28 protein-coding genes are annotated in these 24,412 nt (G+C 72.9%); 17 read left to right on the plus strand and 11 right to left on the minus strand.

Annotation, left to right across the window (positions count from 1 at the left end):
* Window positions 1–100: 100 nt before the first annotated feature.
* The 5 genes from AB0G79_RS11080 to AB0G79_RS11100 all read left to right on the plus strand — a co-directional run bounded on the left by AB0G79_RS11080 (window position 101) and on the right by AB0G79_RS11100 (window position 5,064).
* Complete coding sequence (locus AB0G79_RS11080) at window positions 101–685, plus strand: TMEM165/GDT1 family protein (RefSeq protein ID WP_360803672.1); 585 nt, start codon at window positions 101–103, stop codon at window positions 683–685.
* Between the two features lie 120 nt (window positions 686–805).
* Complete coding sequence (locus AB0G79_RS11085) at window positions 806–1,327, plus strand: hemerythrin domain-containing protein (RefSeq protein ID WP_360803674.1); 522 nt, start codon at window positions 806–808, stop codon at window positions 1,325–1,327.
* A gap of 106 nt (window positions 1,328–1,433) precedes the next feature.
* Entirely contained in the window at window positions 1,434–2,051 is a 618-nt protein-coding gene (locus AB0G79_RS11090; RefSeq protein ID WP_360803677.1) for a TetR/AcrR family transcriptional regulator, read from the plus strand.
* Window positions 2,035–3,684, plus strand: coding sequence for an acyl-CoA dehydrogenase family protein (locus AB0G79_RS11095; RefSeq protein WP_360803680.1), 1,650 nt, complete (start codon window positions 2,035–2,037; stop codon window positions 3,682–3,684). Before AB0G79_RS11090 ends, AB0G79_RS11095 begins: the two co-directional genes overlap by 17 nt.
* Window positions 3,685–3,735: 51 nt before the next feature.
* Window positions 3,736–5,064: an amidohydrolase gene (locus AB0G79_RS11100; protein ID WP_360803683.1), complete on the plus strand. Its 1,329-nt coding sequence runs from the start codon at window positions 3,736–3,738 to the stop codon at window positions 5,062–5,064.
* 113 nt (window positions 5,065–5,177) lie between these two features.
* On the opposite strand, the gene AB0G79_RS11105 is transcribed toward AB0G79_RS11100, so the two are convergent.
* Together AB0G79_RS11105 and AB0G79_RS11110 are read right to left on the minus strand one after the other, a co-directional pair.
* A complete protein-coding gene (locus AB0G79_RS11105) occupies window positions 5,178–5,627 on the minus strand; it encodes a hypothetical protein (RefSeq protein ID WP_360803686.1) in 450 nt (149 codons plus the stop codon).
* A 189-nt stretch (window positions 5,628–5,816) separates the two neighbouring features.
* A complete protein-coding gene (locus AB0G79_RS11110) occupies window positions 5,817–6,695 on the minus strand; it encodes a LysR family transcriptional regulator (protein ID WP_360803689.1) in 879 nt (292 codons plus the stop codon).
* Between the two features lie 130 nt (window positions 6,696–6,825).
* On the opposite strand from AB0G79_RS11110, the gene AB0G79_RS11115 reads away from it, so the two are divergent.
* Together AB0G79_RS11115 and AB0G79_RS11120 are read left to right on the plus strand one after the other, a co-directional pair.
* Entirely contained in the window at window positions 6,826–8,091 is a 1,266-nt protein-coding gene (locus tag AB0G79_RS11115; protein ID WP_360803692.1) for an MFS transporter, read from the plus strand.
* Window positions 8,092–8,150: 59 nt separating this feature from the next.
* On the plus strand, window positions 8,151–8,471 hold the full coding sequence (locus tag AB0G79_RS11120) for a cupin (RefSeq protein WP_360803695.1): 321 nt from the start codon (window positions 8,151–8,153) through the stop codon (window positions 8,469–8,471).
* Window positions 8,472–8,499: 28 nt separating this feature from the next.
* Here AB0G79_RS11120 and AB0G79_RS11125 read toward each other — a convergent pair whose 3' ends face one another.
* Together AB0G79_RS11125 and AB0G79_RS11130 are read right to left on the minus strand one after the other, a co-directional pair.
* Window positions 8,500–9,309 (minus strand): cache domain-containing protein, encoded by an 810-nt coding sequence (locus AB0G79_RS11125; protein ID WP_360803698.1) that lies wholly within the window; start codon window positions 9,307–9,309, stop codon window positions 8,500–8,502.
* Window positions 9,263–10,126 (minus strand): GntR family transcriptional regulator, encoded by an 864-nt coding sequence (locus AB0G79_RS11130; protein WP_360803701.1) that lies wholly within the window; start codon window positions 10,124–10,126, stop codon window positions 9,263–9,265. The genes AB0G79_RS11125 and AB0G79_RS11130 overlap by 47 nt, the downstream gene beginning before the upstream one ends.
* 163 nt (window positions 10,127–10,289) lie before the next feature.
* Between AB0G79_RS11130 and AB0G79_RS11135 the strand changes: the two genes are divergently transcribed.
* The 5 genes from AB0G79_RS11135 (at window position 10,290) to AB0G79_RS11155 (ending at window position 15,833) form a co-directional block, all read left to right on the plus strand.
* Window positions 10,290–11,321: an ABC transporter ATP-binding protein gene (locus AB0G79_RS11135; RefSeq protein WP_360803704.1), complete on the plus strand. Its 1,032-nt coding sequence runs from the start codon at window positions 10,290–10,292 to the stop codon at window positions 11,319–11,321.
* Between the two features lie 146 nt (window positions 11,322–11,467).
* Window positions 11,468–12,667 (plus strand): ABC transporter substrate-binding protein, encoded by a 1,200-nt coding sequence (locus tag AB0G79_RS11140; RefSeq protein WP_360803707.1) that lies wholly within the window; start codon window positions 11,468–11,470, stop codon window positions 12,665–12,667.
* Window positions 12,668–12,677: 10 nt separating this feature from the next.
* A complete protein-coding gene (locus tag AB0G79_RS11145) occupies window positions 12,678–13,547 on the plus strand; it encodes an ABC transporter permease (RefSeq protein ID WP_360803709.1) in 870 nt (289 codons plus the stop codon).
* A gap of 40 nt (window positions 13,548–13,587) precedes the next feature.
* Complete coding sequence (locus AB0G79_RS11150; RefSeq protein WP_360803712.1) at window positions 13,588–14,403, plus strand: ABC transporter permease; 816 nt, start codon at window positions 13,588–13,590, stop codon at window positions 14,401–14,403.
* 29 nt (window positions 14,404–14,432) lie between these two features.
* Window positions 14,433–15,833: a threonine/serine exporter family protein gene (locus AB0G79_RS11155; RefSeq protein WP_360803715.1), complete on the plus strand. Its 1,401-nt coding sequence runs from the start codon at window positions 14,433–14,435 to the stop codon at window positions 15,831–15,833.
* 148 nt (window positions 15,834–15,981) lie between these two features.
* Here the strand turns inward: AB0G79_RS11155 and AB0G79_RS11160 are convergent, their stop codons facing one another.
* From AB0G79_RS11160 to AB0G79_RS11170, 3 genes are all read right to left on the minus strand, one after another.
* Window positions 15,982–16,293, minus strand: a complete 312-nt coding sequence (locus AB0G79_RS11160; protein ID WP_360803718.1) for a CU044_2847 family protein — start codon at window positions 16,291–16,293, stop codon at window positions 15,982–15,984.
* 109 nt (window positions 16,294–16,402) lie between these two features.
* Window positions 16,403–17,776: an Ig-like domain-containing protein gene (locus AB0G79_RS11165; RefSeq protein ID WP_360803721.1), complete on the minus strand. Its 1,374-nt coding sequence runs from the start codon at window positions 17,774–17,776 to the stop codon at window positions 16,403–16,405.
* Between the two features lie 167 nt (window positions 17,777–17,943).
* Window positions 17,944–18,429, minus strand: coding sequence for an SRPBCC family protein (locus AB0G79_RS11170; RefSeq protein ID WP_360803724.1), 486 nt, complete (start codon window positions 18,427–18,429; stop codon window positions 17,944–17,946).
* A gap of 203 nt (window positions 18,430–18,632) precedes the next feature.
* Between AB0G79_RS11170 and AB0G79_RS11175 the strand changes: the two genes are divergently transcribed.
* Entirely contained in the window at window positions 18,633–19,232 is a 600-nt protein-coding gene (locus AB0G79_RS11175; protein ID WP_360803727.1) for a PadR family transcriptional regulator, read from the plus strand.
* Window positions 19,233–19,294: 62 nt separating this feature from the next.
* On the plus strand, window positions 19,295–19,744 hold the full coding sequence (locus AB0G79_RS11180; RefSeq protein WP_360803730.1) for a peroxiredoxin: 450 nt from the start codon (window positions 19,295–19,297) through the stop codon (window positions 19,742–19,744).
* 63 nt (window positions 19,745–19,807) lie between these two features.
* Here the strand turns inward: AB0G79_RS11180 and AB0G79_RS11185 are convergent, their stop codons facing one another.
* Together AB0G79_RS11185 and AB0G79_RS11190 are read right to left on the minus strand one after the other, a co-directional pair.
* Window positions 19,808–20,173: an SHOCT domain-containing protein gene (locus AB0G79_RS11185; protein WP_360803733.1), complete on the minus strand. Its 366-nt coding sequence runs from the start codon at window positions 20,171–20,173 to the stop codon at window positions 19,808–19,810.
* A 9-nt stretch (window positions 20,174–20,182) separates the two neighbouring features.
* Complete coding sequence (locus AB0G79_RS11190) at window positions 20,183–20,617, minus strand: DUF6325 family protein (RefSeq protein WP_360803736.1); 435 nt, start codon at window positions 20,615–20,617, stop codon at window positions 20,183–20,185.
* A 215-nt stretch (window positions 20,618–20,832) separates the two neighbouring features.
* On the opposite strand from AB0G79_RS11190, the gene AB0G79_RS11195 reads away from it, so the two are divergent.
* From AB0G79_RS11195 to AB0G79_RS11205, 3 genes are all read left to right on the plus strand, one after another.
* Entirely contained in the window at window positions 20,833–21,231 is a 399-nt protein-coding gene (locus AB0G79_RS11195) for an SHOCT domain-containing protein (RefSeq protein WP_360803739.1), read from the plus strand.
* Window positions 21,232–21,324: 93 nt separating this feature from the next.
* Window positions 21,325–21,768 (plus strand): Rrf2 family transcriptional regulator, encoded by a 444-nt coding sequence (locus tag AB0G79_RS11200; RefSeq protein WP_360803742.1) that lies wholly within the window; start codon window positions 21,325–21,327, stop codon window positions 21,766–21,768.
* Between the two features lie 90 nt (window positions 21,769–21,858).
* A complete protein-coding gene (locus tag AB0G79_RS11205) occupies window positions 21,859–23,049 on the plus strand; it encodes a globin domain-containing protein (protein ID WP_360803745.1) in 1,191 nt (396 codons plus the stop codon).
* Between the two features lie 40 nt (window positions 23,050–23,089).
* Here the strand turns inward: AB0G79_RS11205 and AB0G79_RS11210 are convergent, their stop codons facing one another.
* Both AB0G79_RS11210 and AB0G79_RS11215 read right to left on the minus strand, forming a co-directional pair.
* The gene (locus tag AB0G79_RS11210; protein WP_360803748.1) at window positions 23,090–23,461 is read right to left on the minus strand and encodes a peptidase inhibitor family I36 protein; all 372 of its coding nucleotides are present in this window, start codon (window positions 23,459–23,461) and stop codon (window positions 23,090–23,092) included.
* Window positions 23,458–24,171, minus strand: coding sequence for a hypothetical protein (locus AB0G79_RS11215; RefSeq protein WP_360803751.1), 714 nt, complete (start codon window positions 24,169–24,171; stop codon window positions 23,458–23,460). Before AB0G79_RS11215 ends, AB0G79_RS11210 begins: the two co-directional genes overlap by 4 nt.
* Window positions 24,172–24,412: the final 241 nt, after the last annotated feature.

The following is a 24,412-nucleotide window of genomic DNA, read 5'->3' on the forward strand; positions in this document are numbered from 1 at the left end:
CCGTGGGCACGGTCCGTCATGCCGGGCCGAGTGGTCCTCCCGTCGCCCATCGAGGCGGTGCCCGGAGTCCACGGGCCCGGACCCACCAGAGAGCCCCGGTATGCACCTCGACCCCTTGGCGATTCTCACCGCCTTCGGGCTGATCTTCCTCGCGGAACTTCCCGACAAGACGATGTTCGCGTCCCTCGCCATGGGCACGCGCATGCGTCCGCTGTACGTCTGGTTCGGCACCTCCACCGCCTTCCTGGCACACGTCGCCATCGCCGTGGGCGCGGGCGGCCTGCTCGGGATGCTCCCCGGCTGGATCGTGAAGCTGGTCTCGGCCCTGCTGTTCGGTTTCGGTGCCTTCGTCCTGCTGCGCGGCGGGGGCGACGACGAGGACGAGGACACGGCCGGCCGTACGGTGACGGGCTTCTGGCCCGTCTTCTCCACGGCGTTCATGACCGTGTTCATCAGCGAGTGGGGCGACCTGACGCAGATCACGACGGCCAACCTCGCCGCCACCAACGGCGCCTGGTCGACGGCGATCGGCTCGCTCGCCGCCCTCATGTCCGTGTCCGCGCTCGCCCTGGTCGCGGGTCGCTTCATCGCCAAGCGCGTGCCGCTCAAGACCGTCCAGCGCGTCGGCGGCGTCTGCATGGCGGGCCTCGCGATCTGGTCGCTGGTCGAGGTCTTCACCGGCTGACACCGGAGCCGTACCGCTCCACCCGCGCCGAACGCCGCACACCGATCGGACCGAACGCCGCACCCCCCTTCACGCACGGGGGGGGGTGCGGCGTTCGGCGTCCGGTGCGAGGATCAGCGGATGACCACAAGCCCCCAACCGGCCGACCGCCTGGCGGCGTTCGGCAACCAGCTCGTCGACGTGCACCTCTGGCTCCGCGAGGAGCTCTCCCGTCTCCGCGAGGACGTGGACGCCTTCCTCTCCGGCGGGGCGGACCGCCCCCGGAACCTCCGCGCGCACTGCCTCGCCTTCTGCACCGCGCTGACCCGCCACCACACCGCCGAGGACCAGGGCGTCTTCCCCGTCCTCGCCGAGACGTACCCCTCGCTGCGGCCGGTGCTCGCCGAGCTCGCGCGCGACCACGAGCAGGTGGAGGAGATCCTGCGCCGACTGCAGGAACTCCTCGACGCGCTGCCGGGAACCGAGGCCGGCACGGAACCGGACCCGGCGGAGGTACGGCGGGTGCGCGGCGAACTGGACGGTCTCGTCGCCCTGGTCGAGTCGCACTTCACGTACGAGGAGAAGAAGCTCGTCACGGCCCTCAACGAGCTGGGCACCCCTCTCCCCGACGACTTCAGGCTCGCGGACCTGACGGGTCACTGACGGGTCACCGACGGGGCGCCGACGGCCGGCTGACGTCGACGCACCCGCTCGGGGCTCTCCAGGGGGGACTCTTGATGAAGGAATGAATCACTGCTTCACTCCTTCCATGCCCTACCGACGCACCCCCGCCGTGCAGGCCAGGCTCGACGCCCAGCGCGCCGCCGTCGTCGACGCGGCGCGCGGGCTGCTCGCCGAGCAGGGGTACGCGGGGTGCACCATGGCGGCGGTCGCCGCACGGGCCGGGATCGCGACCGGCAGCGTGTACCGCCACTTCCCCGGCAAGGCGGAGCTCGCCGTCGAGCTCTTCCGCACCGTCGTGCGCCGCGAGGTCGCGGCCGTCACCGAGGCTGCCGCCGACCCCGCTCACCGCACGGCGGCCGGGCGGGTCGTCGCCGTCATCGAGACCTTCGCGCTGCGGGCCCTCACGTCGCCGCGCCTCGCCTACGCCCTGCTCGCCGAACCGGTCGACCCCGCCGTCGACGCGGAGCGGCTCGTCTTCCGCCGGGCGTTCCGCGACGTGTTCGCCGCGCACGTCGCGGAGGGCGTACGGGACGGGGAACTGCCGCCCCAGGACCCTGCGCTCACGGCCTCGGCCCTGGTGGGCGCGGGCGCCGAGGCGCTCGTCGGCCCGCTGGCGGACGGGGTCGTCGGGCCGGACACCGTACCCGCACTCGTCACCTTCACCCTGCGAGCTCTGGGAGTTCCCGATGCCGACCACGCATGAGGTCACCAACCAGGTACCACCGCTCACCGGTTACGACGTCTCCGCCGACCCGGCGCTCCTGGAGGCGCTGCGCCGGGAGGGCGCCGCCTGGGCCGAGGGCGAGGTCCGGGCGCTGGGCGCGCTGGCGGGCGGAGCGGAGGCCCAGGAGTGGGGTCGGCTCGCCGAGCGCCACTCCCCCGTCCTGCACACCCACGACCGGTACGGCCACCGGATCGACGAGGTCGAGTTCCACCCGCACTGGCACGCGCTGATGGACGTCGCCGTCCGCAACGGGCTGCACGGCGCCCCGTGGCGCGACGAGCGGCCGGGCGCGCACGTGGCGCGCGCCGCGAAGGTCTTCGTGTGGGGCCAGGCGGACGCCGGGCACCTGTGCCCGGTCTCCATGACCTACGCGTCGGTGCCCGCGCTGCGCGCGCGGCCGGAGCTCGCCGCCGTGTACGAGCCGCTGCTGACCTCGGACTCGTACGACTTCGGGCTCCGCGTGCCGACGGAGAAGCGCGGGATCATCGCCGGGATGTCGATGACCGAGAAGCAGGGCGGTTCGGACGTCCGGGCCAACACGACCAGGGCCGTACCGACGGGCGAGCCGGGTCTCTACGCGCTGACCGGCCACAAGTGGTTCACGTCGGCGCCCATGTCGGACGTCTTCCTCACCCTCGCGCAGGCGCCCGGCGGCCTGTCCTGCTTCCTGGTCCCGCGCGTGCTGCCGGACGGCGGCCGCAACGCGATCCGCCTCCAACGGCTCAAGGACAAGCTGGGCAACCGGTCGAACGCCTCCTCCGAGATCGAGTACGAGGGTGCCCTCGGGCACCTCGTCGGCGAGGAGGGTCGCGGCGTCGCCACCATCATCCGAATGGTCAACATGACACGGCTCGACTGCGCCATCAGCTCCGCGTCCGGCATGCGGCTCGGTCTCGTCCAGGCCGTGCACCACGCCACGCACCGCGAGGCGTTCGGGGCGCGGCTCGTGGACCAGCCGCTGATGCGGAACGTCCTGGCCGACCTCGCCGTGGAGGCGGAGGCGGCGACGGTCGCGGCGCTGCGGCTCGCGGGGGCGGTGGACCGGGCGGGGCGGGGCGACGCGGAGGAGGAGCAGCTGCGGCGGCTCGGCCTCGCGGTCACCAAGTACTGGGTGTGCAAGCGGGCCCCCGCCCACGCGGCGGAGGCCCTGGAGTGCCTGGGCGGCAACGGCTACGTCGAGGACTCGGGCCTGCCGAGGCTCTACCGCGAGTCGCCGCTGCCCTCCATCTGGGAAGGCTCGGGCAACGTGGCGGCGCTCGACGTGCTGCGGGCGATGGCCCGTCAGCCGCAGGCGGTGGAGGCCTTCTTCGCCGAGGTCGACCGGGGCGCGGGCGCCGACCGGCGCCTCGACGCGGCGGTGGCGGGGCTCCGCAAGGACCTCGCGGGACTGGGCGACGACCCGGAGGCGGCGGCGTACGGCGCACGCCGTCTCGTCGAGCGCCTCGCCCTCGTCTTCCAGGGCTCCCTGCTCGTCCGCCACGGCGACCCGGCCGTCGCCGACGCCTTCTGCGCCTCGCGCCTCGACGGCGACCGCGGGCTGGCCTTCGGCACGCTGCCGGCGGGCGTGGACACGGCGGCGATCATCGCGCGGAGCGGTCCGGAAGCGGCGTAACCGGCTTAGATTCGGGCTCACGACCGTCAGCCGGCAGGAGAGGGAGTCCTCGTGAGCACGGATGCGATCCACGACGAGTCCGCGTACGGCGCCGTCCACGGCGAACTGGACGAGCGCGCCGCGAAGGTGGCGGAGCGGGTGGTGGCCTGGCGGCGCCACCTGCACCGGCACCCCGAGCTGCCCAACCGGGAGGTGAACACCGCCCGGCTCGTCGCGGACGAGCTGCGCGCGCTCGGGCTCGACGAGGTCCGGACCGGGATCGCGGGGCACGGGGTCGTCGGGGTCCTGCGCGGTACGGCGCCCGGGGGCGAGGGGCGTGTCGTCGCGCTGCGGGCGGACATCGACGCGCTTCCGGTCACGGACCTGTGCGGGGAGGACTTCGCCTCCACGGTCGTGGACACCGACTACCCGGGCGGGCCCTTCCCGGTCTCGCACGCCTGCGGCCACGACTGCCACACGGCGATGCTGCTCGGCGCCGCCACCGTCCTCGCCGGTGTGCGCGACCGGCTCCCCGGCACCGTCCTGTTCGTCTTCCAGCCGGCCGAGGAGGGCCCGCCGGTGGACGAGGTGGGCGGTGCGCTCGCCATGATCGAGGCCGGGGCCTTCGCGGAGCCGGTGCCGACGATGGCGTTCGGGATGCACGTGACCCCGCAGCCGAAGGGGTACGTGGGGTACCGGGTCGGCAACCAGTACGCCGCGTCCAGCCTCGTCCGCGTCGTCGTCACCGGCCGGCAGACGCACGGCTCGACGCCCTGGACCGGCGTCGACCCGATGCCCGCGGTCGGCGCGGTCCTCACCGGCATCGGCCAGCTCTACCGGCAGGTCTCGGCCTTCGACGCGGTCACGGTCTCCATCGGGCACGTGGAAGACGTCGGCCGGTTCAACATCATCGGGCAGACGGTGACCCTGTGGGGCACCGTCCGCTGCGCCGAGGAGTCCGACATGGCCGAGGTGCGGCGGCGGCTGACGACGCTCGTGGAGCATTCGGCGGCGGCGTACGGGGCGAGCGCGACGGTGGAGTACCTCCAGCCCGTGCCGCCCGTCCACAACAGCCGCCCCTGGGTCGAGGCGGCCCTGCCGTCCTTCCGCCGTGTCGTCGGCGAGGAGCGGGTCGTGGAGACCGGTGCGACGCTCGGGTACGACGACGTCTCCGAGTTCGTCCGCCGCTTCGGCGGCCTGTACGTGACCCTCGGCGTCCAGGACACCCTCCTGGGCGCCACCGGCCAGCCGGTCCCGGCCCCGGGCGGCCGGGGCCTCGCCACCAACCACAACCCGCATTTCTACGCGGACGACGCCACCCTCGTCACGGGCGTACGACTCCACGCGCACGTGGCGTACGACCATCTGACGGGCGCGCTGGTGGCGGGCGAACCGGGCTGAGGAGACACCCCGCCGGCCGGCCCCCGCCGACAGCGGGAATTCCCTTTCCTCGCGAAGGAATTCCGATTGCCGCCGAATCAACAACGCCTTTCTATCGGCGGGCTGACGAATAATCAGTGCTTGGAGAGGTAGCTGGAGAGGTTGTAGTACCTGCTGCCGTCGATGTAGTACCAACGCGACTGCAGGGAGGCGGCTCCGTACCCCGCGTCGAGGCTGCAGGCGTTCTGGTACATCCCGTTGCTGGACGAGGTGACGGAGCAGACCCAGTGGTAGGTGCCCGCGGCCAGGTAGATCTCCCGCTCGGCTTCGCTGTAGCCGTATCTGTACTGGCCGTTGTCGAGCGAGACGGTCCAGGTGTAGTTGCCGGCCGCCAGGTAGATGTCGCGCGCCATGTACGCGGAGCCGCTCTCCGTGGGGGCGCTGGCGAGCCAGAGGTTCCGGGTGAGCGGAGCCCACTCGGCGGAGGCCGGGGACGCCGCGAGAATCGAGGCGGCCAGACCCGCCACGGCAGCGGTGACGCCTCGGGTGACGGAGCGTCGGGTAATGCTCTTGAGTATCTTCATCAATTCCATCCGGAACCTGGTTCTGGCAATTGCGGATTGAAGATACACCAGTAACTCGGCGACAGAACCCGTCGTCCGCACGAAGTGAATTCGAACGGGTCGGAAAACGCATTGATTGCTATTTGTCCGCGCTGACCCCCACGGAGGGACGGACCGCCGCGGGACCGGGTCGGCGGACCCGCGGGCCGCTCAGGGGCCGACCGCCTCGACGAAGGCCCGCAGGAGGGCCGAGTCCGAGGCGGTGCGCCAGGCGAGGCCGTACTCGACCGGTGGGGCGTCGTGGACCGGGACGTAGGCGATGCCGGGGCGCGGGTGGTAGCTCGCGCCGAGGGCCGCGCCGGGGGCGACGCCCCGGCCCGCGCTGACGTGGGCGAGGACCTCCTGCCAGGTCGCGGCGGTCGGGCCGCGGCCGACGGCGGCTCCGGACGGGGTCCGGCGGGGGTAGTGGTGGTCGATCCAGTACCGGGGGTTGGCGCCCTCGGGGAGGATCATCGGCAGGCCGGCGAGGTCGTCGAGGCTCAGGGAGGGGCGGGTCGCGAGCGGGTGGTTCGCGGGGAGCAGCATCATGCGTTCGGCGGTGACGACGACGGGGCCGGCCGTGAGCTCCGGTTCGCGGACCGGGAACGCGACGAACTGGACGTCCAACGTGCCGTCCGCGAGCAGGCCGAAGCCGCCGTCGAGCGGGACCTCGCGGACGGTGACCTCGCAGCCGGGGTAGCGGGCGAGGAGCGTGTCGGCGGCGGCCGTGAGCAGATCGCCTCCCCAGGCCGGACCGAAGCCGGTCCTGAGCGTGCCGTGGAGGCCGCGCCCGGCCTCGGTGGCTCGGGTGACGGCCTCGCGCAGCTGCCGGTAGGCGGGGAGGAGGTCCTCGTACAGGCGCTGTCCGACGGGGGTGAGGCGGACGCTGCGGCTGGTGCGGACGAAGAGCGGGGTGCCGACGCGGCGCTCCAGCTTCTTCACGGTCTGGCTGACGCGGCCGGTGGAGACGCCGAGGCGTTCGGCGGTGCGCCCGAAGTGGAGCTCCTCGGCGAGCGTGAGGAACGCCTCCAGTTCGTACCGTTCGAGCATCGGGTCCTCCTGACCTGTCCGGCATCGTTGAGCGGGACTAAACGCCGGTTCGATGATCGCATCTTGTTCGGCCCCGGCGCGACGAGGACTCTGGAGGCGTCGCCCTCCCCCCCTTGACGGAAGAGACTCCGTGGATCCTCGTCCTGCCCTCGTGGCCGCGCCCCGGGCGGCGGCCGCCGCCCCCGGCCGGCCCGTCAACGTCCTCCTCTTCGCAGTGGCCGGGGCCGTCACCGTCGCCAACCTCTACTTCCCGCAGCCGCTGCTCGCCGCCGTCGCGCGCGGTCTCGACACCTCGGAGCGCACGGCCGGCGCGGTCGCCTCCGCGGCCCAGGTCGGGTACGCGCTCGGCATCCTGCTGCTCGTCCCGCTCGCGGACACCGCGCGCCTGCGACGGCTGACCTCGGTGCTGCTGGCGCTGACCTCCGTCGCGCTGCTCGTCGCGGCGGCCGCGCCCGACGTCGTCACGCTCGCCCTCGCCACCCTCGCGCTGTCCACGACGACCGTGCTGCCGCAGATCCTCACCCCGGTCGCGGCCGTGCTCGCCGGTCCCGAGCACCGGGGCCGGGTGGTGAGCCTCGTCGGCCTCGGCCTGACGCTCGGCTCGACGCTCTCCCGTACGGTCTCCGGCGCCATCACCGACGCGGGCGGGAGCTGGCGCGCGGCCTACGTCGTCGCGGCGCTGGCGACGGCGGCCCTGCTGTGGGTCCTGCCGAGGCGGCTGCCCGAGCGGCTCGCCGAGTCCGGGGACGCGAACGAACGGCGGTCCTACGCCCGTACCCTCGCCGGGCTGCCCCGGCTCCTCGCCGCCCACCGGGCCCTCCGGGTCTCGGCGCTGCTCGGGGCATGCGTCTTCGCCGCGTTCAACGTGTTCTGGGCGGTCCTCGCCTTCCATCTGGCCTCGCCCGCGCTCGGGTACGGGCCGGGCGTCGCCGGGCTCTTCGGCGTGCTGTCCCTCCCGGCGGCGCTCCTCTCGGCGACGGCCGGTCCGCTCGCCGACCGGTTCGGGCCGCGCGCGATGAACGCCACCGGGCTCGCGGTCGCCGGGCTCGGGCTCGGGGTGGCCGCGTCGCTCCCGTACTCCCTGGTGGCCCTGGTGACCGGGGCGAACCTGCTGCTCCTCGGCGTCAGCACGAGCCAGGTCGCGAACCAGGCGCGGATCTTCGCGATCGGCCGGGACGTCGCCGCCCGGGTGAACACGGTCTTCATGCTGTCCACGTTCGGCGGCGGCGCGGCGGGCTCCCTCGTCGGGTCCTGGCTGTACACGGCGCACGGCTGGTCGGCCGCGCTGCTCCTCGCCGGCGCGTTCGTCGCCGCCGCCGGACTCGTGGTGGCGGTCGCGGCGCGGCCGGCGGTCCCGAGTTGCGTCCCGGACGCCACGGGCGAGGCTGGAGGGTGACCGTCCGCGCCCCGGCCGCCGGGGACCACCGCGCAGGTGGGAGACCCGCAGGGAGAGACATGAACCTGGACCTCGGCGCGCTCGCCGACGAGCACCTGGAAGCGGCCCGTACGGCTCCGCACGGACGCAGCGCGCACCTGGTGCTGCACGACGGCGTGCTCCGGCAGACCGTCATCGCCCTCGTCTCGGGGACGTCGCTCGACGAGCACAACGCGCCCCCGGCGGCCAGCCTCCAGGTGCTGCGCGGGCGGGTGAAGCTCACGACGGCCGACGGGGAGGAGGAGGTGTCGGCGGCGCAGCTGCGCATGATCCCGAAGGAGCGGCACGGGCTGACGGCGGTCGACGACTCGGTGGTGCTGCTCACCGCGGTGAACGACTGAGCGACGCCCCCTGGCGGGGGGCTGCGGGTCAGGCGTCCGTCACGAGGACGAGCGGGACCCCGGCGCAGGGGAGCAGACGGGCTCCCGCCTCGCGGCGGCCGGCCGGCGGGCCCGCGAGGACGGCGGCGAAGTCCGGGCCCCTGGTGAGGGATCCGGCGAGGTGCGCCGGGTCGGTCGAGGCGGCGACCCGGCCGCGCGCGTTCACGAGCCGGGCGGGGGCGGGGAGGCGCTGGAGCACGGGGAGGACGGCCGCCTCGAAGTGCCGCAGGTACACGTCGGCGGCGGCGACGCCGACGAACCGGCCGTCGAGGACGACCGGCGCGGAGAGGGTGAGTCCGTACTCGTCGGAGCAGAGGTAGTCGACGTAGGGACCGGCGACGGCCCGGAGGCCGGTCTCGCGGGGCAGGGTGTACCAGTCCCAGTGGGTGTAGTCGGAGTACGCGGAGTGCTCCGGGTCCAGTTCGGGGAGGAGGGGCCGGACGGTCCCGTCGGGTCCGCGCTGCCACCACTCCAGCCAGGCCGGTACGTCGGCGAGGAGACCGGGGGCCGCGACGAACCCGATGCCGGAGACGAGCGGTTGACCGGCGAGCCGGGCGTGGAGGCCGGGGCGGAGGGCCGCCAGGTCGGCGGTGACGGGCGCCCGCTTCTCCTGGTCGTACGCGCGGGCGAGAAGCGCCCGGGACTCGGTGCCGGTCGTCGCGACGGCGGCGAAGACGGCTTCGAGCGTGTCCCGGACGCGGGCCACGGCCGCGTCGAGCGCGCCGGAAGCGGGGCCGGGGTCCGCCGCGATGTCAGCGAGAGGCCTCGCGGGGCCCGCGAGCCCGGTGCTGCTGGCCATGCGTGTCCTCCTCGGGACGCGGCTCGTGTGTGTCGCCGGGGGCCGCGAGGCGCAGCGCGATCAGCCGCCCCACGGAATCCCGTACGCACGTCTCGGCGAGCGTTCTGGCCCGCTCGTCGGCCTCATCCTGCACGGCGGAGATTACGGAGCGGTGACGATCCACCACATCGGTCAGATGTGCCGGATCGTCGAGGACGAGACAGAGCAGGGCGCCCAGGTCGGTCTGGAGGTCGATCTCCTCGCGGGTGAGACGGGCGGACTGCGCGGCGGCGGCCAGTTCGACGTGGAAGCGGCCGAAGAGCCTGCTGCGGGCGGCGGGTTCGGCGGCGGCGGAGAGCTCCTCGACGGTACGGGCGAGGGGGCGCAGGTCGCCGGGCTGGGTGCGGCGCGCGGCGAGCAGGGCGGCGGCGCCGGAGACGGCGGCCCAGTGGTCGCCGAGGTCGCGGAGCTCCTCGGTGGACCAGTCGGCGAGGCGGGCGCGGAGCCGTTCCCCGGCGGGTCCTTCGGGGAGGGTGACGAAGCTGCCGCCGCCGCGGCCCCGGCGGGTGGTGACGAGTCCCTGCTGCCGCAGGGCCATGAGGGCCTCCCGCAGGGTGACCGTGGAGACGCCGAGCTGTCCCGCGAGTTCGGTCTCGCCGGGCAGCTGCTCGCCGTCGGCGAGGAGGCCGAGCTCGATGGCGTCGCCGATGCGGCGGGTGACGGCGTCGACGCGCGCGCGGGTGTCGACGGGGACGAAGACGGCCCTGCGGGTGGCGCTCGCGCCGGCGGCGGGACCCGCTCCGACGGCGCCCGTCCGGGCGGAACCGTTTCCGGCCATGCGGCCCCCGCCCGGTCTGCCCTCGCGTCTCACCGAACCACCACCTCGCACTGGACGTTGACTCAGCCTTTACCTTACGGGGGTCTTGAGATCTGAACTATGACTTCATATGTTTACGCCCTCACTCCGGTAACGCCCCACCGCACGAGAAAGGTTCCCGCCCATGCAGGGACTGGCGATCCGCCTCACGGGACTGCGCAAGAGCTACGGCCGGACCGAGGCCGTCGCGGGCGTGGACCTGGAGATCGCCGACGGCGAGTTCTTCTCGATGCTCGGCCCCTCCGGCTCCGGCAAGACGACCGTGCTGCGGATGATCGCCGGTTTCGAGCCACCGACCGCCGGGACCGTCGAACTCGCCGGGCGTGACGTCACCCGTCTCGCTCCCTTCGAACGTGACGTGCACACCGTCTTCCAGGACTACGCGCTCTTCCCGCACATGACGATCGAGCAGAACGTCGCCTACAGCCTCAAGGTGCGCGGAGTGACACGCGCCGAGCGGCTCGTCCGGGCCCGCGCGGCCCTCGCGCAGGTACGGCTCGACGGCCTCGGCCGCCGCAGGCCGGCCGAGCTGTCGGGCGGCCAGCGGCAGCGGGTCGCCCTCGCCCGGGCGCTCGTCGGCCGCCCCCGGGTCCTGCTGCTCGACGAACCACTGGGCGCCCTCGACCTCAAGCTCCGCGAGCAGATGCAGGTCGAACTCAAGGCGCTCCAGCGGGAGGTCGGCATCACCTTCGTGTTCGTCACCCACGACCAGGAAGAGGCCCTGACGATGAGCGACCGGATCGCCGTCTTCCACCAGGGCCGCATCGCTCAGACCGGTACCCCCGCCGAGATCTACGAGCGCCCCGCGACACCGTTCGTCGCCGGGTTCGTCGGCACCTCGAACCTCCTCAGCGGTGACGCCGCGCGACGGGTGGTCGGGGCGCCGGGCACGTACAGCATCCGGCCGGAGAAGATCCGGATCACCACGGAGGGGAAGCCGACGGCCGGTGCCGGACGCGCCGTCGGGACGGTCGCGGAGGTCGTCTACCTCGGTGACGCCACCCGCTTCCTCGTCGACCTCGACGGGGGCGGACGGCTCACCGCCGTCCGGCAGAACCTCACGGACTCCTCCGCCGACCTCGCCGCCCTCCGCGGCACCCGCGTCGGCCTCCAGTGGGACCCGCGCCACGCGGTGCTCGTCCCGGACGCGCCGTAACGCCCGCACCGCCTCCGTACCGCCCCTGTACCTCCCGCACCGACGCCGTACCCCAGCAAGCGCCCCGCTCGGCCACGCCCGCACAGCAAGGCCCGTCACCGCAAGGCCCGTCCACGCAAGGCTCCCCTCACGCAACGGAGAACCACGTGCGCCCGCACCGCTCCCTCCTGACCGTCGCGGCCGTCTCCGGCCTGCTCCTCCTCTCCGCCTGCGGCTCGGCCGACCCGGCCGGAACGGGGAAGTCCGGCGGCCTCAACCCGCCCGACCTCAAGGCACCGACCTCGCTCGGCGCGCCCGAGGGCGAGGTCAACCTGATCGCCTGGGCCGGATACGTCGAGGACGGCTCCAACGACCCGAAGGTCGACTGGGTCACCGCCTTCGAGAAGCAGTCCGGCTGCCAGGTCAACACCAAGACCGCCGCCACCTCCGACGAGATGGTGTCGCTGATGAAGACCGGCGCCTACGACGCGGTCTCCGCCTCCGGCGACGCCTCGCTCCGCCTCATCGCCTCCGGTGACGCGGCGCCCGTGAACACCTCGCTCGTGCCGAACTACGCCGACGTCTTCGAGGGCCTGAAGAACAAGGAGTGGAACTCGGTCAAGGGCGTCAGCTACGGCATCCCGCACGGCCGCGGCGCCAACCTGCTCATGTACGACACGGAGAAGGTGAAGCCGGCGCCCGACTCCTGGTCCGCCGTCTTCGACAAGGCCTCGGCGCACACCGGCAAGGTGACCGCGTACGACTCCCCCATCTACCTGGCGGACGCCGCCCTCTACCTGATGGCGACCAGGCCCGAGCTCGGCATCAAGAACCCGTACGCCCTGGACCAGAAGCAGTTCGACGCGGCCGTCGCCCTGCTGAAGGAGCAGAACGAGCACGTCGGGGAGTACTGGAGCGACTACCTCAAGGAGATCTCCGCGTTCAAGAGCGGCGACTCGGTGGTCGGCACCAGCTGGCAGGTCATCGCCAACCTCTCGAAGGCCGAGGGCGCCAAGACCGAGGTCGTGCTCCCGAAGGAGGGCTCGACCGGCTGGTCCGACACCTGGATGGTCTCGGCCAGGGCCAAGCACCCCGTCTGCGCCTACAAGTGGCTCGACTGGATCGTCTCGCCGAAGACGAACGCTCAGGTCGCCGAGTACTTCGGCGAGGCCCCCGCCAACTCCAGGTCCTGCGCCGAGACCGCGGACAAGAAGCACTGCGACACCTTCCACGCGACCGACGAGGCCTACTGGAAGCGGGTCCACTTCTGGACCACGCCGATCGAGCAGTGCCTCGACGGCCGGACTGACGCGCGCTGCGTGCCGTACGCGAAGTGGGTCCAGGCCTGGAACGAGATCAAGGGCTGACCTCGAAGACATGACCGCAACCCCTGTCCGGCTGCTCGCCGGGGCCCTGCACCGCAGGCCCCGGCTGCGGCTCGCGGCCCTGCTCACGGCCCCGCTGCTGTGGCTGGTCCTCGCCTACCTCGGGGCGCTCGCCGCCCTCTTCGTCTCCGCGTTCTGGACGACCGACTCCTTCACGTCCGAGGTCGTACGGATCTGGACCTCGGCGAACTTCGAGGAGCTGGTCACCTCCCCGGTCTACCGGACCGTGGCCCTCAGGACCGTCGGCGTCGCGCTCGCGGTGACCGCGCTCTGCGCCGTCATCGCCTTCCCGCTCGCCTTCTACACGGCCCGGGTCGCACACCCGCGCCGCCGCCCGCTCCTCGTGGTCGCGCTCCTCACCCCGCTGTGGGCGGGCTACCTGGTGAAGGTGTACGCGTGGCGCCTGATCCTCTCCGAGGGCGGGCCACTCGACTGGGCGCTCCGTCCGCTGGGCCTGAGCGGTCCCGGGTACGGCCTGACGGCGACGGTGATCGTCCTGACGTACCTCTGGCTGCCGTACATGGCGCTGCCGATCCACACCGCGCTCGTCCAGCTCCCCGACAGCCTGCTGCACGCCTCGGCCGACCTCGGCGCGCGGCCGGGTCGGACCTTCGTCTCGGTGGTCCTGCCGATGGTGTGGCCGGCGGTCGCCGCCGGCTCGGTCTTCACGTTCTCGCTGAGTCTCGGCGACTACATCACGGTGCAGATCGTCGGCGGCAAGACGCAGCTCCTCGGCAACCTCGTCTACTCGAACGTCACCCTCAACCTGCCGCTGGCGGCGGCGCTGGGCACCGTGCCGGTCGCCGTGATCGTCCTGTACCTGCTCGCGGTCCGGCGCTCCGGCGCACTGCGCAGCCTGTGACCGGCGGAACCGCACACCGGAACCGGAAGGACCGCGACCGATGAACCTCTCCCGTCCCGCGCGGATCGCGCTGCGCACCGCGGCGGCCCTCGGCTTCGCGGCGATCTACCTGCCGCTGCTGCTCGTACTGCTCGGCTCCCTCAACCCGGACCGCTCGGCGAGCTGGCCGCCGCCCGGGCTCACCCTCGACTGGTGGTCGGCGGCCTGGGAGAACGAGGGCGCCCGCGAGGCGCTGTGGACCTCGGTGAAGGCGGGGCTCGCGGCGACGGCGATCGCGCTCGTCCTCGGCACGCTCATCGCGTTCGCGGTGCAGCGGCACGCCTTCTTCGGCCGCGAGGCCGTGTCCTTCGCGGTGGTGCTGCCGATCGCGCTGCCCGGCATCGTCACCGGCATCGCCCTCAACTCGGCCTTCGGCACGGTCCTCGCGCCGCTCGGGGTGGGTCTCGGCATGTTCACGGTGGTCGTGGGCCACGCGACCTTCTGCATCGTGGTCGTCTTCAACAACGTGGCCGCCCGGATGCGCCGGCTCCCCGGCTCGTACGAGGAGGCGGCGATGGACCTGGGGGCGCACACCTTCCGCGCCTTCTGGGACGTCACCTTCCCGCTGCTGCGCCCGGCGTTGCTCGCGGGCGGACTGCTCGCCTTCGCGCTCTCCTTCGACGAGATCGTGGTGACGACGTTCACGGCGGGGCCCGGGGTGAAGACCCTCCCCGTGTGGATCTTCGAGAACATGACGCGTCCTCAACAGGCACCGGTGGTCAGTGTGGTGGCGGCGGCGCTCGTCCTGCTCTCGGTGATCCCCATCTACGCGGCGCAGCGCCTCTCCTCTGACACGGCGGGAGGCGGTCGGGTGTGAGCTCGTCAACACGCTGCTAACGTGCGCGAATGCGCCTTTTGTCCCGTCTTGACGTGCGCGGCCTCGCCCGCGCTGCCTCCGCTCTGCGCCCCCGGCGCCAGCGGGACACCGTCACCGTGCCGGAGGCCGAGAGCGCCGGCCGCGAGTGGCTGCGCGACCTCGCCGCCCTCCTCTGCGAGCTCGGCTCGGAGCTCCTGCGGGCCGGGGAGCGCACCGCCGAGGTCGAGGCCGCGCTGCACGACGTCGCCGCCCGCTACGGCATGCGCGTCCGCGGCTTCGTCGTCCCCACGGGCCTCTTCGTCCGTGTCGGCGGAGGCCTCGACGGCCGGGGCGGCGAACTGGACTTCTCGCCGGTCGAGGGACCCGACCTGCGGCTCGACCAGGTGGAGACGCTCCAGTCCCTCGTCGACCGGATGCGCCGGCAGGCCGTACCGTTCGACGAGGTCCGCGCCTGCCTGCGGGAACTCCGCGCGCGTCCCGAGCGGTTCAGCCCCACCGCCACCGTCTTCGGCTACATCCTGCTCACCGTCGGCCTCGGTTCGATGCGGCACGCGACCGTCCCCGCCGTCATCGGGTACGCGGTGCTCGGCGCGGCCGTCGGTCTGCTGAGGCTCTTCGGCGACCGGCTCCCCTTCACCCGCACCGCCCTGCCGGTGACGGCGGCGATCCTCGTCACGGCGTCCGCGCAGCAGTGGGCGGGCCCGCTGCTCCACGAGGCGCCGACGGTCCTGTACATCCCGCCCCTCATCGCCTTCCTGCCCGGTGCAGCGCTCACCCTGGGCGCGATCGAACTCGCCACCGGGGCGGCGCTCTCGGGCATGGCGCGGCTCGCGGGCGCCCTCAGCGTGCTGCTCCTCCTCTCCCTGGGCATCCTGGTCGGCACCGAGCTCGTGGACGCGCGGCCGTCGCACGGGCACGCCGCCGAGCCGCTCGGCCTGTGGGCGCCCTGGGTCGGCGTCCTCTTCCTCGGCTTCGGCTTCCTGCTGTACTTCTCCGCTCCCCCGAGGGTCACCGTCTGGCTCCTGGCCGCGCTGCTCGCGGAGCGGCTCGCCCAGTCGGTGGCCACGGAGTTCGCCGGGGCGACGTTCGGCGCGTTCGCGGCCGGGGTGCTGCTGCCGCCGATGGCGAAGTGGATCGCCCGCCGCTCGAAGACCCCCGACCAGGTGGTCTTCCTGCCCTGCTTCTGGCTCCTCGTGCCCGGCGCGGTCGGCCTGACCAGCGTCTCCGAGATCATCGTGGCGGGCGACACCAACGGCGGCCTGGACAGCCTCGTCAGCATGGTGATCACGGTCGCCGCCATCGCCATGGGCGTCCTCGTGGGCGCCGGCATGCAGCGCCGCCCCAAGCTCCAGCTCGGCGCGCCCGCCGCGCCCACGCCCACGGGACCCGTGGGAACGGCCGAGCCCGACACGGGGTCCCGACACGACTAGGCCCTGGTCCGCCGGACAGGCCCTAGGCCTGTCCGGCAACCGGCGGAGGATCAGGGACCCCGGCCATGATCCGCCCAACAGGCCCTGGCTCACCCGAACGGAGCAAGGCGCGTCGGCCGGTTCGGCCGGCGTCTGCCCCTCGGTCCGATCAGCCGGTGGACTTCGCCCACTCCAGGGTGACCCGCAGGCTGGCGTTGGCGGAGCCCTGGACGACGAGCGCGGTGAGCCGGCCCGCGTCGAGCCCCAGCTGACACCCGAACTCGACGGTGGCCCGGTCCGGAGCGGCCCGGTCGAGGGCCTCGCCGATCTGGCCGGCGAAGGACGACAGCGCCTCGGTGACGGCGGAGAGGTCGGGCATCCGGCCGCCGATCCCCTCGAGTTCGCTCTCCGGAGCGAGTTCGCGCGCCTCGACGAAGAGGGTCGCGTTCCCGACCTCGACCTGGGTGACGACCTCCGCCATCGCGCGCCTCCTGGATTCCGTACGGGTCCGCGCCCCCACCGTGACACCCCAGGGCCCGACGGGCCCGCCGGTCGCGTCCGAACGGAAGACGCGGGAACCCCGGACGGACTCAGAGCGCCGGGCGCAGCGCACCGCCCGCCGGTTCGGCCGGCTCCGTGCCCGCGTGGCCCGCCAGGGCGCTCCCCCGCAGCCATTCGGACCAGCTCAGGTTCCAGTCCCCGAAGCCGTTGCCGAAGGGCGCCATCGGCTTCCCGTACCCGTTGACGACCCGGACGACGTCGCCCTCGCGGACGGTCCGGAACAGCCAGGCGGCGTCCTCGGTGCTCATGCCCGTACACCCGTGGCTGACGTTCTCACTGCCCTGCGCGTCGACGGACCAGGGCGCCGCGTGGAGGTACTCGCCGCTCCACGTGACACGGGTGGCCCAGCGGACCTTGAGGTCGTAGAAGTCGCGGCTGCCCTTGGGGATGCCGATCGAGTCGCCCCGCATCCGGACGAGCGGTTCCTTGCCGAGGACGACCTTGGTGCCGCCCCGTGTGCGGAACCCCGGCTTGCCGGTCGTCACCGGGATCGTGCGGATCGCGCGCCCGTCGCGGTACACGGTCATGTGGAGCGCGGCGACGTCGGTGACGGCCTCGACGCGGTCGCCGGTGGTGAAGGCGAGGGGGCGCGAGGGTCCGCCCTGGACACCGGCGCGCACGCGGACGCCGTCGAGACCGCCGCGCACGTGCACGGTGGCGCGAGCCGGCCAGTACGTGCGCGGCCGGTAGTGCAGGGTCACGGAGTCCACCCAGTGCCAAGCCCCTTCGACCCGCGGTGAACTGCGCACGTGCAGGGCGCGCTCGACGCGACGGCGCGCGTCGGGATCGCTCTCGGGAACGGGTTGGCTCAGCTCGGCGGTCACCGGCTGCCCGACGCCGTACGTCCGGCCGTTCTCCGGCCCGAAGGCAACGGTGAGCCGCTCCCCGGCGGGGGCCGCGGGCGTACGGAACTGCATGCGGGCGATCCGGCGGTACGGCTCCGACCCTCCGCCCGGGCCGTACGGCCCGGAGTCCGCGCCCGGGTCCTCGACGACGAGGCGGGCGGTGTACCGGCCGCCGGCCGGGAGCGCGGCGGCGCTCGTCCAGTGGGTGCCGTCCGGGCCCGGAGTTCCGGCGACGCGACGGCCGCGCGCGTCGGTCACGGTGACGTCGGCGAGCTGTCCGGGGGTGCGGAGCACGAGCCGTACGGGACCGGTGGCGCGGTCGTCGAGCATGAAGGGGGTGCCGGCGAGGTCGTGACCGCCGCTCAGGGCCACGGTGCGGCGGGGCACGGCGCACATCCCGCCGCCGGGCGGGCAGCCGTCGACCTCGACGACGGCGGTGGAGGTCCGGGCGAGCCCGCGCTCGGGGGCCGCCGGGGGCTGGGCCGCGGTCGTGACCAGTACGGCCCCGATCCCGACGGACAGCGCTCCCCACCCTCGTACGTATCTGCGTGACGGCACGGCAAACACCCTCCCCTTCCGGACGACTGCGTCGGCGGACGTGGCCGACGGCAGCATCAAAACGGATGACGGAAAGAAAAGATGATCAAGACACCGGGCATGACGGCGGAGGGACGAACGAGACGACTCGAATGGTCCAGCGGGGAGGCGGTGGGGCCGACGGGACGTCAGCGGGGCGGCTCGGGGAGTTCCTCACCCGTTTCGAGGAGGGACTTGAGGCTGGAGATCAGCGCGGGCCAGCCCTCGGCGATCATCCCCTTCATCAGGCCGTCGGTCTCCAGGTCGTCGTGGGTGACCGTCAGTTTCACCGTGTCGCCCGAGGGTTCGATCGCGAAGGACACCCGCGACCTGCGCTCGCCGACCAGCCGCTCGTACACCTCCCGGTCGAGCCGTACGGCCTCCGCCCAGTCGGGGGTGAAGGTGTGCCAGGTGTACGAGAGGAGGCGGCCGGGCTCGGCCGCGAGGACGACCTGCTCGGGATCCTCGGTCTTGCGCCCGTTCTCGTCCCACACCATGGGAGCGCCCGGCGTCCACTCCGCGGCAAAGGCCACGCCCCAGTAGCGGCGGGTCGACTCCGGTTCCGTGAGCGCCTTCCAGAGGTCGTCGGGGGTCGTCCGGATGTAGCTGGTGTAGACGAACGCGTCGCTGTCCATCGTGCTGGCCCCTCTGGTCACACCCGTGCCGTGTCGCTCCCCTCCACCCTAGGCAGGCGCCGCAGGGGCCTGCCACCGCTGGGGTCCCCCCGGGTTCCCTCGGGTTTCCCCTTGTTTCCCCGTGTTTCCCCGTGTTTCCCCGGGTTGCCGTCGGGTTGAATAGGTGTGGAGGGAACTATTCAACGGGCTGCTAGCGTGTCCGGATGTCCCTCAAGCACGCCGTTCTCGCCGCTCTTCTGGAGGGCGAGGCCTCCGGGTACGACCTCGCCAAGATCTTCGACGTGTCCGTCGCCAACTTCTGGGCCTCCACGCCGCAGCAGCTCTACCGCGAGCTGGACCGGCTCGACGAGGCCGGCCTCATCACGGCCCGGACGGTCGAGCAGGAACGGCGCCCCAACAAGAGGATGTTCAGCCTCACTGAGGCGGGACGGCAGGACCTGCACGCGTACACCTCCCGGCCGCCGAAGCCGAGCGCCATCCGCGACTCGCTCATGGTCCAGGTACAGGCCTGCGACGAGGGGGACACGGACGCGGTACGGGGCTTCGTGGCGGACCGGATGGACACAGCGCGGGCGAAGCTCGCCCGCTACGACCGGCTGCGGGAATGGCTGCTGAACGGCCGCGACGAGGAGACGTACCTGCGGGAGGCCGAGCGGATCGGCCCGTACCTCACGCTCATGCGGGGACGGTCCCTGGAGGAGGAGAACCTCCGCTGGGGCGAGAAGACCCTCGCGGTGCTCGAACAGCGTGCGGCAGCGCGCGCCGACTCGGCCGGGGTGACGGGCGCGCCTACCGTGCGGTAACGTCACCGGCCGGCCACCGGAGGCGCCGGTGACGGACGGACGCGGATCGGGGACGGCCCTCAATGAACGTCGGTGACCTTGTCGAGGACTTCACCCTTCCGGACGAGACGGGAACCCCGCGTTCGCTGAGCGGACTGCTCTCGGAGGGGCCCGTGGTCCTCTTCTTCTACCCGGCGGCGCTGACGCCCGGCTGCACCGCCGAGGCCTGTCACTTCCGCGACCTGGTGGGCGAGTTCCGCGCGGTCGGGGCGCTGCCCGTGGGCATCAGCACCGACGAGGTGGACCGCCAGCGGGAGTTCACCGAGCGTCACTCGCTCGGCTACCCGCTCCTCTCGGACGCGGACGGGACCATACGGGACCGGTTCGGCGTCAGGCGCGGGTTCTCCCTGGCGCCGACGAAGCGGGTCACGTTCGTCATCGGCCAGGACCTGCGCGTGCGGGAGGTCGTCCGCAGCGAGTTGCGGATGAGCGCGCACGCGGACCGGGCGCTGGCGGCCCTGCGCCGCCCCTGAGGGATACGGGGGCGGGCCGGCGCCCGGCCGGCGCGCTCGCTTGCTCCCCTGGTGCCCCGCCGCTCAGGTGCCGAGCAGCTTCGCCTTCGCGGCGGCGAACTCCTCGGGGGTGAGCAGGCCTTGCTGGGCGAGCTCGCCGAGCCGGAGCAGCTGGTCGGTCACCGAGGGCGCGCCCTGCGGGGCGGCGGCCACGGACACCGGAGCGGCCTGCGGCGGAGGAGGGGGCTGCTGTTGGTACTGCTGCTGTGTCCGCTGCTGTTGCTGCTGCGCCTGGAGGTCGGCGATGGCCGCCTCCTGGTCCTGTTCGCGGCGCTGCGAGCGGGCGGCGCTGCGGCCTGCGGCGTAGGCCGCGCCTCCGACGAGGGCGCCGCGCAGGAGCGGGGCTCCGGCGGGCCGGACGACCGGGCGGAGGAGGGGACGGCGTCGCATGAACACGGGTCAGTTCCTTCCGGCGACGCTGACGGCGTCACGGTAGGCCGCGCGGGCCTGTTCGACGTGGTCGGAGGGGATGCGGACGGTGCCGGAGACCCGGCCGCCCGCCTCGCGGACGGCGTCGGCGGCGCGCCCGGCCCAGACGTGTTCCACGAGCAGCATGAGCGCGCAGGACCCCGGTTCGAGGGTCTCGGCCGCCTCGGCCGCGTCCTCGGGGCCGAGCAGGTTCGCCTCGGGCCCGATCTCGGCGGTCGCCTCGTCGTACTCCTCGTACTCGACGAGTTCCGAGGTCGAGACCTCACCCGTGACGGACTTGACGACGACGAGCGAGTCGATCAGCCGCATCTGCCCCGCCCTGCGCAGTTCGGCGATGGCCGTCACCGCCGCCACTTGCAGCCGTTCCCCCGGGAAGGCGAGCACGACACATTCCACCGGCCCCATGTTGCTCCGTTCCTCGTACGGTCCTCGGTGACCATCCGAACACGGTGGACGACCCTCCGCATCTCCAGCGCGCCCGACCGATCCAATACGGCCAAATCGGCATTTTTCACGACACGCCAGACGAAGCGCCTTTACAGGACAGAGCTCACGCTGTGCATGACACTTCACTCCGACGCCAGGCCTCTCCGGCCTGCGCGGGAACGGAGTGTGCAGCAATGGACGACTACCCCCTTCTCAACCTCTTCTGGACCATGCTGTGGTTCTTCCTCTGGGTCATGTGGCTCTTCCTGCTGTTCAAGGTGATCTCGGACATCTTCCGTGACCACGAGCTCAGCGGCTGGGGCAAGGCGGGCTGGCTGATCTTCTGCATCCTGCTGCCGTACCTCGGCGTGCTCGTGTACGTCATCGCCCGGGGCAAGAGCATGGGGCAGCGCGACATCAAGCAGGCCAAGGCCTCCGAGGCGGCGTTCCAGGACTACATCCGCAAGACGGCCGGCTCCGCTCCGGCGGGCGGCGGCGCCTCCGACGAGCTGGCCCGGCTCGCGGACCTGAAGGAGAAGGGCGCCATCACGGACGAGGAGTTCCAGAAGGCGAAGGCCAAGGTTCTGGCCTGAGCACCGGGCGGCTGCGCGAGCCGCCGCACCGAAGGGGCCCTTTCGGGGGCCCCTTAATACGTATACGAGATACCCCTTTGATACGGTCAGGCCGTGAGGCTGACGAAGTTCACGGACCTGGCGCTCCGCGCCGTGATGCGCCTGGCGGTCACGGCCCCGGAGGAGTCCGTCACCACGCGCGAGGTGGCGGAGTCGATGGACGTCCCCTACGCGCACATGGCGAAGGTCGTCACCCGACTCCAGCACCTCGGAGTGGTCGAGGCGCGCCGGGGACGCGGCGGCGGACTGGCCCTGACGGAGACCGGTCGACACTCCTCGGTGGGCTGGCTGGCCCGCACCCTGGAGGGCGACGAGGAGGTCGTCGGCTGCGAGGGCGACCCGCCCTGCCCGCTGCGCACGGCCTGCCGGCTGCGGGGCCTGCTGCGCGAGGCGCAGGAGGCCTTCTACCGGACGCTCGACCCGCTGACGGTGGCGGAGCTCGTCGAGTCGCCGACCGGCCCCCTGCTCCTCTCCCTCAGCCCCCGCCCGTCCCCCTGACCCGCGCACACCACGCTTGTCCGCACATGCGGCATCCAGCACGCGCATGCCTTTAAATACGCAGATCATCTACCAGAAAGCAGGGTTCTCATGCTGTCCGAGCAGTCCATCCCGGTCGTCCGCGCCACGCTGCCCGCCGTCGGCGGAGCGCTCGACCAGATCACCGAGCGCTTCTACGGGCGGCTCTTCGAGGCCCACCCCGAGCTGCTCCGCGACCTGTTCAACCGGGGTAACCAGGCCAACGGGGAACAGCGGCAGGCCCTCGCCGGATCCATAGCCGCCTTCGCGGTCGCCCTGCTCGAGAACCCCGGCAGCCGCCCCGACGTCATGCTGTCCCGGATCGCGCACAAGCACGCCTCCCTCGGCGTCACCGCCGAGCAGTACAAGGTCGTGCACCAGCACCTCTTCGGCGCGATCGTCGAGGTCCTCGGCGACGCCGTCACCCCCGAGGTCGCCCAGGCCTGGGACGAGGTCTACTGGCTGATGGCCAACGCGCTCATCGCCGTCGAGGCCCGCCTCTACCAGGAGGCCGGCGTCCCCGAGGGCGCCATCTGGCGCCCGATGGAGATCGCCGAGCGCCACGAGGAGACGGCCGACACGGTCTCCTTCGTCCTGCGCAACGCCGACGGCACGCCCACCCCCGCGTTCCGGCCCGGCCAGTACGTGAGCGTCCAGGTCACCCTGCCCGACGGCGCCCGGCAGATCCGCCAGTACAGCCTCTCCGCCGCCCCCGGCCGACCGCAGTGGCGGATCACCGTCAAGCGCGTCGACGGCGACCCGGCCGGCGAGGTCTCCTCCTGGCTCCACGCCCACGCGAGCGTCGGCGACACCGTGGACGTGTCGGCGCCGTTCGGCGACCTGGTGCTGCCCGAGGGCGACGGCCCGCTGCTGCTCGCCTCCGCCGGCATCGGCAGCACCCCGATGCTGGCCATGCTCGACCACCTCGTGTCCACCGGTGAGACCCGCCCGGTCGTCGTCGCGCACGCGGACCGCTCCCCCGAGACCCACGCCCACGCCGCCGAGCTGCGCCGCCTCGTCGAGGCGCTTCCGCAGGGCACGCTGCACGTCTGGTACGAGGAGCCGGGCGAGGACCCGTCGGCCCTCCGGGGCCGCGCCGACGTCACCGCGCTCGACCTGCCGGAGGGCACGACCGCGTACCTCTGCGGCCCGCTGCCCTTCCTCCGGACCGTGCGCGGCGACCTCCTCTCGCGCGGCACCGCGGCCTCCGACATCCACTACGAGGTGTTCGGCCCCGACCTCTGGCTGGGCGCCGAGGCCTGACACCCCTGGGGTGCGACCGCCGGTCGGCCGGCTGCCCGCGTCAGCAGCCGGTCGACCAGATATGGGAGTCGCCGCGGTCGTTGGCGGCCCCGCTGTAACCCACCTCCTGACCGGGCGAGAGACAGATGGTCATGCTGCCGCCCTGCCAGGCGCTGTCGTAGACCTTGACGTGGTCCTTGATTCCCGGGCCGGAGATGCCGTGGTTGGCCCAGGACGAGTCGCCGTCGGAGATCCAGCTCTCCCACCAGCCGTCGTCACCGCTCCAGTTGGCCCGCTGACCGCCGAAGTTCGCGTGCTCCCAGACGCAGAACTCACCGCTGGGGCAGTCGGCGGCCCGGGCCGCGGTGGAAAGGGCGAGGCCGGCGGTGACGGCGAGCAGGGCAGCCGCGGAGACGGCGAGGATGCGCTTCACGAGTGGTCGTGGCCTTTCTGTGGTGGCGTTTTCGCGGACGGTTCGGCCGCCCGCAGCAGCGCGCGGTCGCGCAACTGCCGGTAGGTGGTGAGGTCGTCGCGGTGCAGGGCCCGCACCACGGCCAACTCGACCGCTTCCAGCCGGGCCCGCACGCCGTCGAGTCCGGTCTCGCGCGCGCAGCGGGCGGCGACGGCCGGGTCGGGGCGCTCGGGCCGAGGACGGCCGGGCGGGGTCGCACAGCTGGTCCAGCGGGCGAGTGCCTCCTGATGGGCGGGGTCGTCGCGCATACGGGCCTGGGCCTCGGCGCGGAGGTTGTCGACGATTACCTGGGCCCGGAACCAGCGGCGCTGGTCTCCGTAGAGCCGGGCGCGGGCGGTGGCGAGGCAGCCGTCGCTGTGGGCGGTGACGGTGGCGCCGGTGGCGAGCGTGACGGAGAGCTCGCGAGGCCCCGCCCCGAAGAGCGCGGCCTGAACGGTCCGGTCCTCGTCCGGGGCCCGGGCCCTGGCCGTGAGAGTGAGGCCCCGGTCCGCCAGGCAGTCGGTGACCAGCCTCTGTTCGGCCGCCTTCAGGACGGCGTCCTGCTCGGCGCGCCCGACCGGCACGGCGGGCCCACGGGGCTCGTCGGATCCGACGACCGCGCAGGCCGTGAGGAGCAGCGGGGCGGCGGCGGCCATCAGGGCGCGTCGGGCGCGCGCGGTCTTGCGGAGCATGGGGGGTCCCCCTTCGATCGGCCCAGGTCGGCGGGGTTCCGGGTGATCTTCCGGAGGACCCTGGAAGATCACTGCCCGGCGCCGTCGGGGCCATGCCGACGCTCACTCGAACGAGTCGAACGCGCCGGTGTGCGCGCCCCTCGGGCGCTGTTTCACCGCCGTCAGGGAACGACAAAGCCCCGGTTGGACGGGGGATTCCAACCGGGGCCGATCGCCGTGACCTGGCGAAGAGCGGTCACCT

The sequence above is a fragment of the Streptomyces sp. NPDC020807 genome (assembly GCF_040641575.1).
Lineage (GTDB): Bacteria > Actinomycetota > Actinomycetes > Streptomycetales > Streptomycetaceae > Streptomyces.

Bases quoted from the DNA above. Each gene is read 5' to 3' on its own strand.
- AB0G79_RS11110 (WP_360803689.1), bottom strand. From the start codon at position 6,695: ATGCTCGAACGGTACGAACTGGAGGCGTTCCTCACGCTCGCCGAGGAG.
- AB0G79_RS11125 (WP_360803698.1), bottom strand. From the start codon at position 9,309: ATGGCCAGCAGCACCGGGCTCGCGGGCCCCGCGAGGCCTCTCGCTGAC.
- AB0G79_RS11205 (WP_360803745.1), top strand. From the start codon at position 21,859: ATGCTGTCCGAGCAGTCCATCCCGGTCGTCCGCGCCACGCTGCCCGCC.
- AB0G79_RS11130 (WP_360803701.1), bottom strand. From the start codon at position 10,126: ATGGCCGGAAACGGTTCCGCCCGGACGGGCGCCGTCGGAGCGGGTCCC.
- AB0G79_RS11175 (WP_360803727.1), top strand. From the start codon at position 18,633: ATGTCCCTCAAGCACGCCGTTCTCGCCGCTCTTCTGGAGGGCGAGGCC.
- AB0G79_RS11180 (WP_360803730.1), top strand. From the start codon at position 19,295: ATGAACGTCGGTGACCTTGTCGAGGACTTCACCCTTCCGGACGAGACG.
- AB0G79_RS11150 (WP_360803712.1), top strand. From the start codon at position 13,588: ATGAACCTCTCCCGTCCCGCGCGGATCGCGCTGCGCACCGCGGCGGCC.
- AB0G79_RS11105 (WP_360803686.1), bottom strand. From the start codon at position 5,627: ATGAAGATACTCAAGAGCATTACCCGACGCTCCGTCACCCGAGGCGTC.
- AB0G79_RS11090 (WP_360803677.1), top strand. From the start codon at position 1,434: ATGCCCTACCGACGCACCCCCGCCGTGCAGGCCAGGCTCGACGCCCAG.
- AB0G79_RS11185 (WP_360803733.1), bottom strand. From the start codon at position 20,173: ATGCGACGCCGTCCCCTCCTCCGCCCGGTCGTCCGGCCCGCCGGAGCC.
- AB0G79_RS11160 (WP_360803718.1), bottom strand. From the start codon at position 16,293: ATGGCGGAGGTCGTCACCCAGGTCGAGGTCGGGAACGCGACCCTCTTC.
- AB0G79_RS11155 (WP_360803715.1), top strand. From the start codon at position 14,433: ATGCGCCTTTTGTCCCGTCTTGACGTGCGCGGCCTCGCCCGCGCTGCC.
- AB0G79_RS11195 (WP_360803739.1), top strand. From the start codon at position 20,833: ATGGACGACTACCCCCTTCTCAACCTCTTCTGGACCATGCTGTGGTTC.
- AB0G79_RS11170 (WP_360803724.1), bottom strand. From the start codon at position 18,429: ATGGACAGCGACGCGTTCGTCTACACCAGCTACATCCGGACGACCCCC.
- AB0G79_RS11080 (WP_360803672.1), top strand. From the start codon at position 101: ATGCACCTCGACCCCTTGGCGATTCTCACCGCCTTCGGGCTGATCTTC.
- AB0G79_RS11120 (WP_360803695.1), top strand. From the start codon at position 8,151: ATGAACCTGGACCTCGGCGCGCTCGCCGACGAGCACCTGGAAGCGGCC.
- AB0G79_RS11135 (WP_360803704.1), top strand. From the start codon at position 10,290: ATGCAGGGACTGGCGATCCGCCTCACGGGACTGCGCAAGAGCTACGGC.
- AB0G79_RS11085 (WP_360803674.1), top strand. From the start codon at position 806: ATGACCACAAGCCCCCAACCGGCCGACCGCCTGGCGGCGTTCGGCAAC.
- AB0G79_RS11095 (WP_360803680.1), top strand. From the start codon at position 2,035: ATGCCGACCACGCATGAGGTCACCAACCAGGTACCACCGCTCACCGGT.
- AB0G79_RS11145 (WP_360803709.1), top strand. From the start codon at position 12,678: ATGACCGCAACCCCTGTCCGGCTGCTCGCCGGGGCCCTGCACCGCAGG.
- AB0G79_RS11190 (WP_360803736.1), bottom strand. From the start codon at position 20,617: ATGGGGCCGGTGGAATGTGTCGTGCTCGCCTTCCCGGGGGAACGGCTG.
- AB0G79_RS11215 (WP_360803751.1), bottom strand. From the start codon at position 24,171: ATGCTCCGCAAGACCGCGCGCGCCCGACGCGCCCTGATGGCCGCCGCC.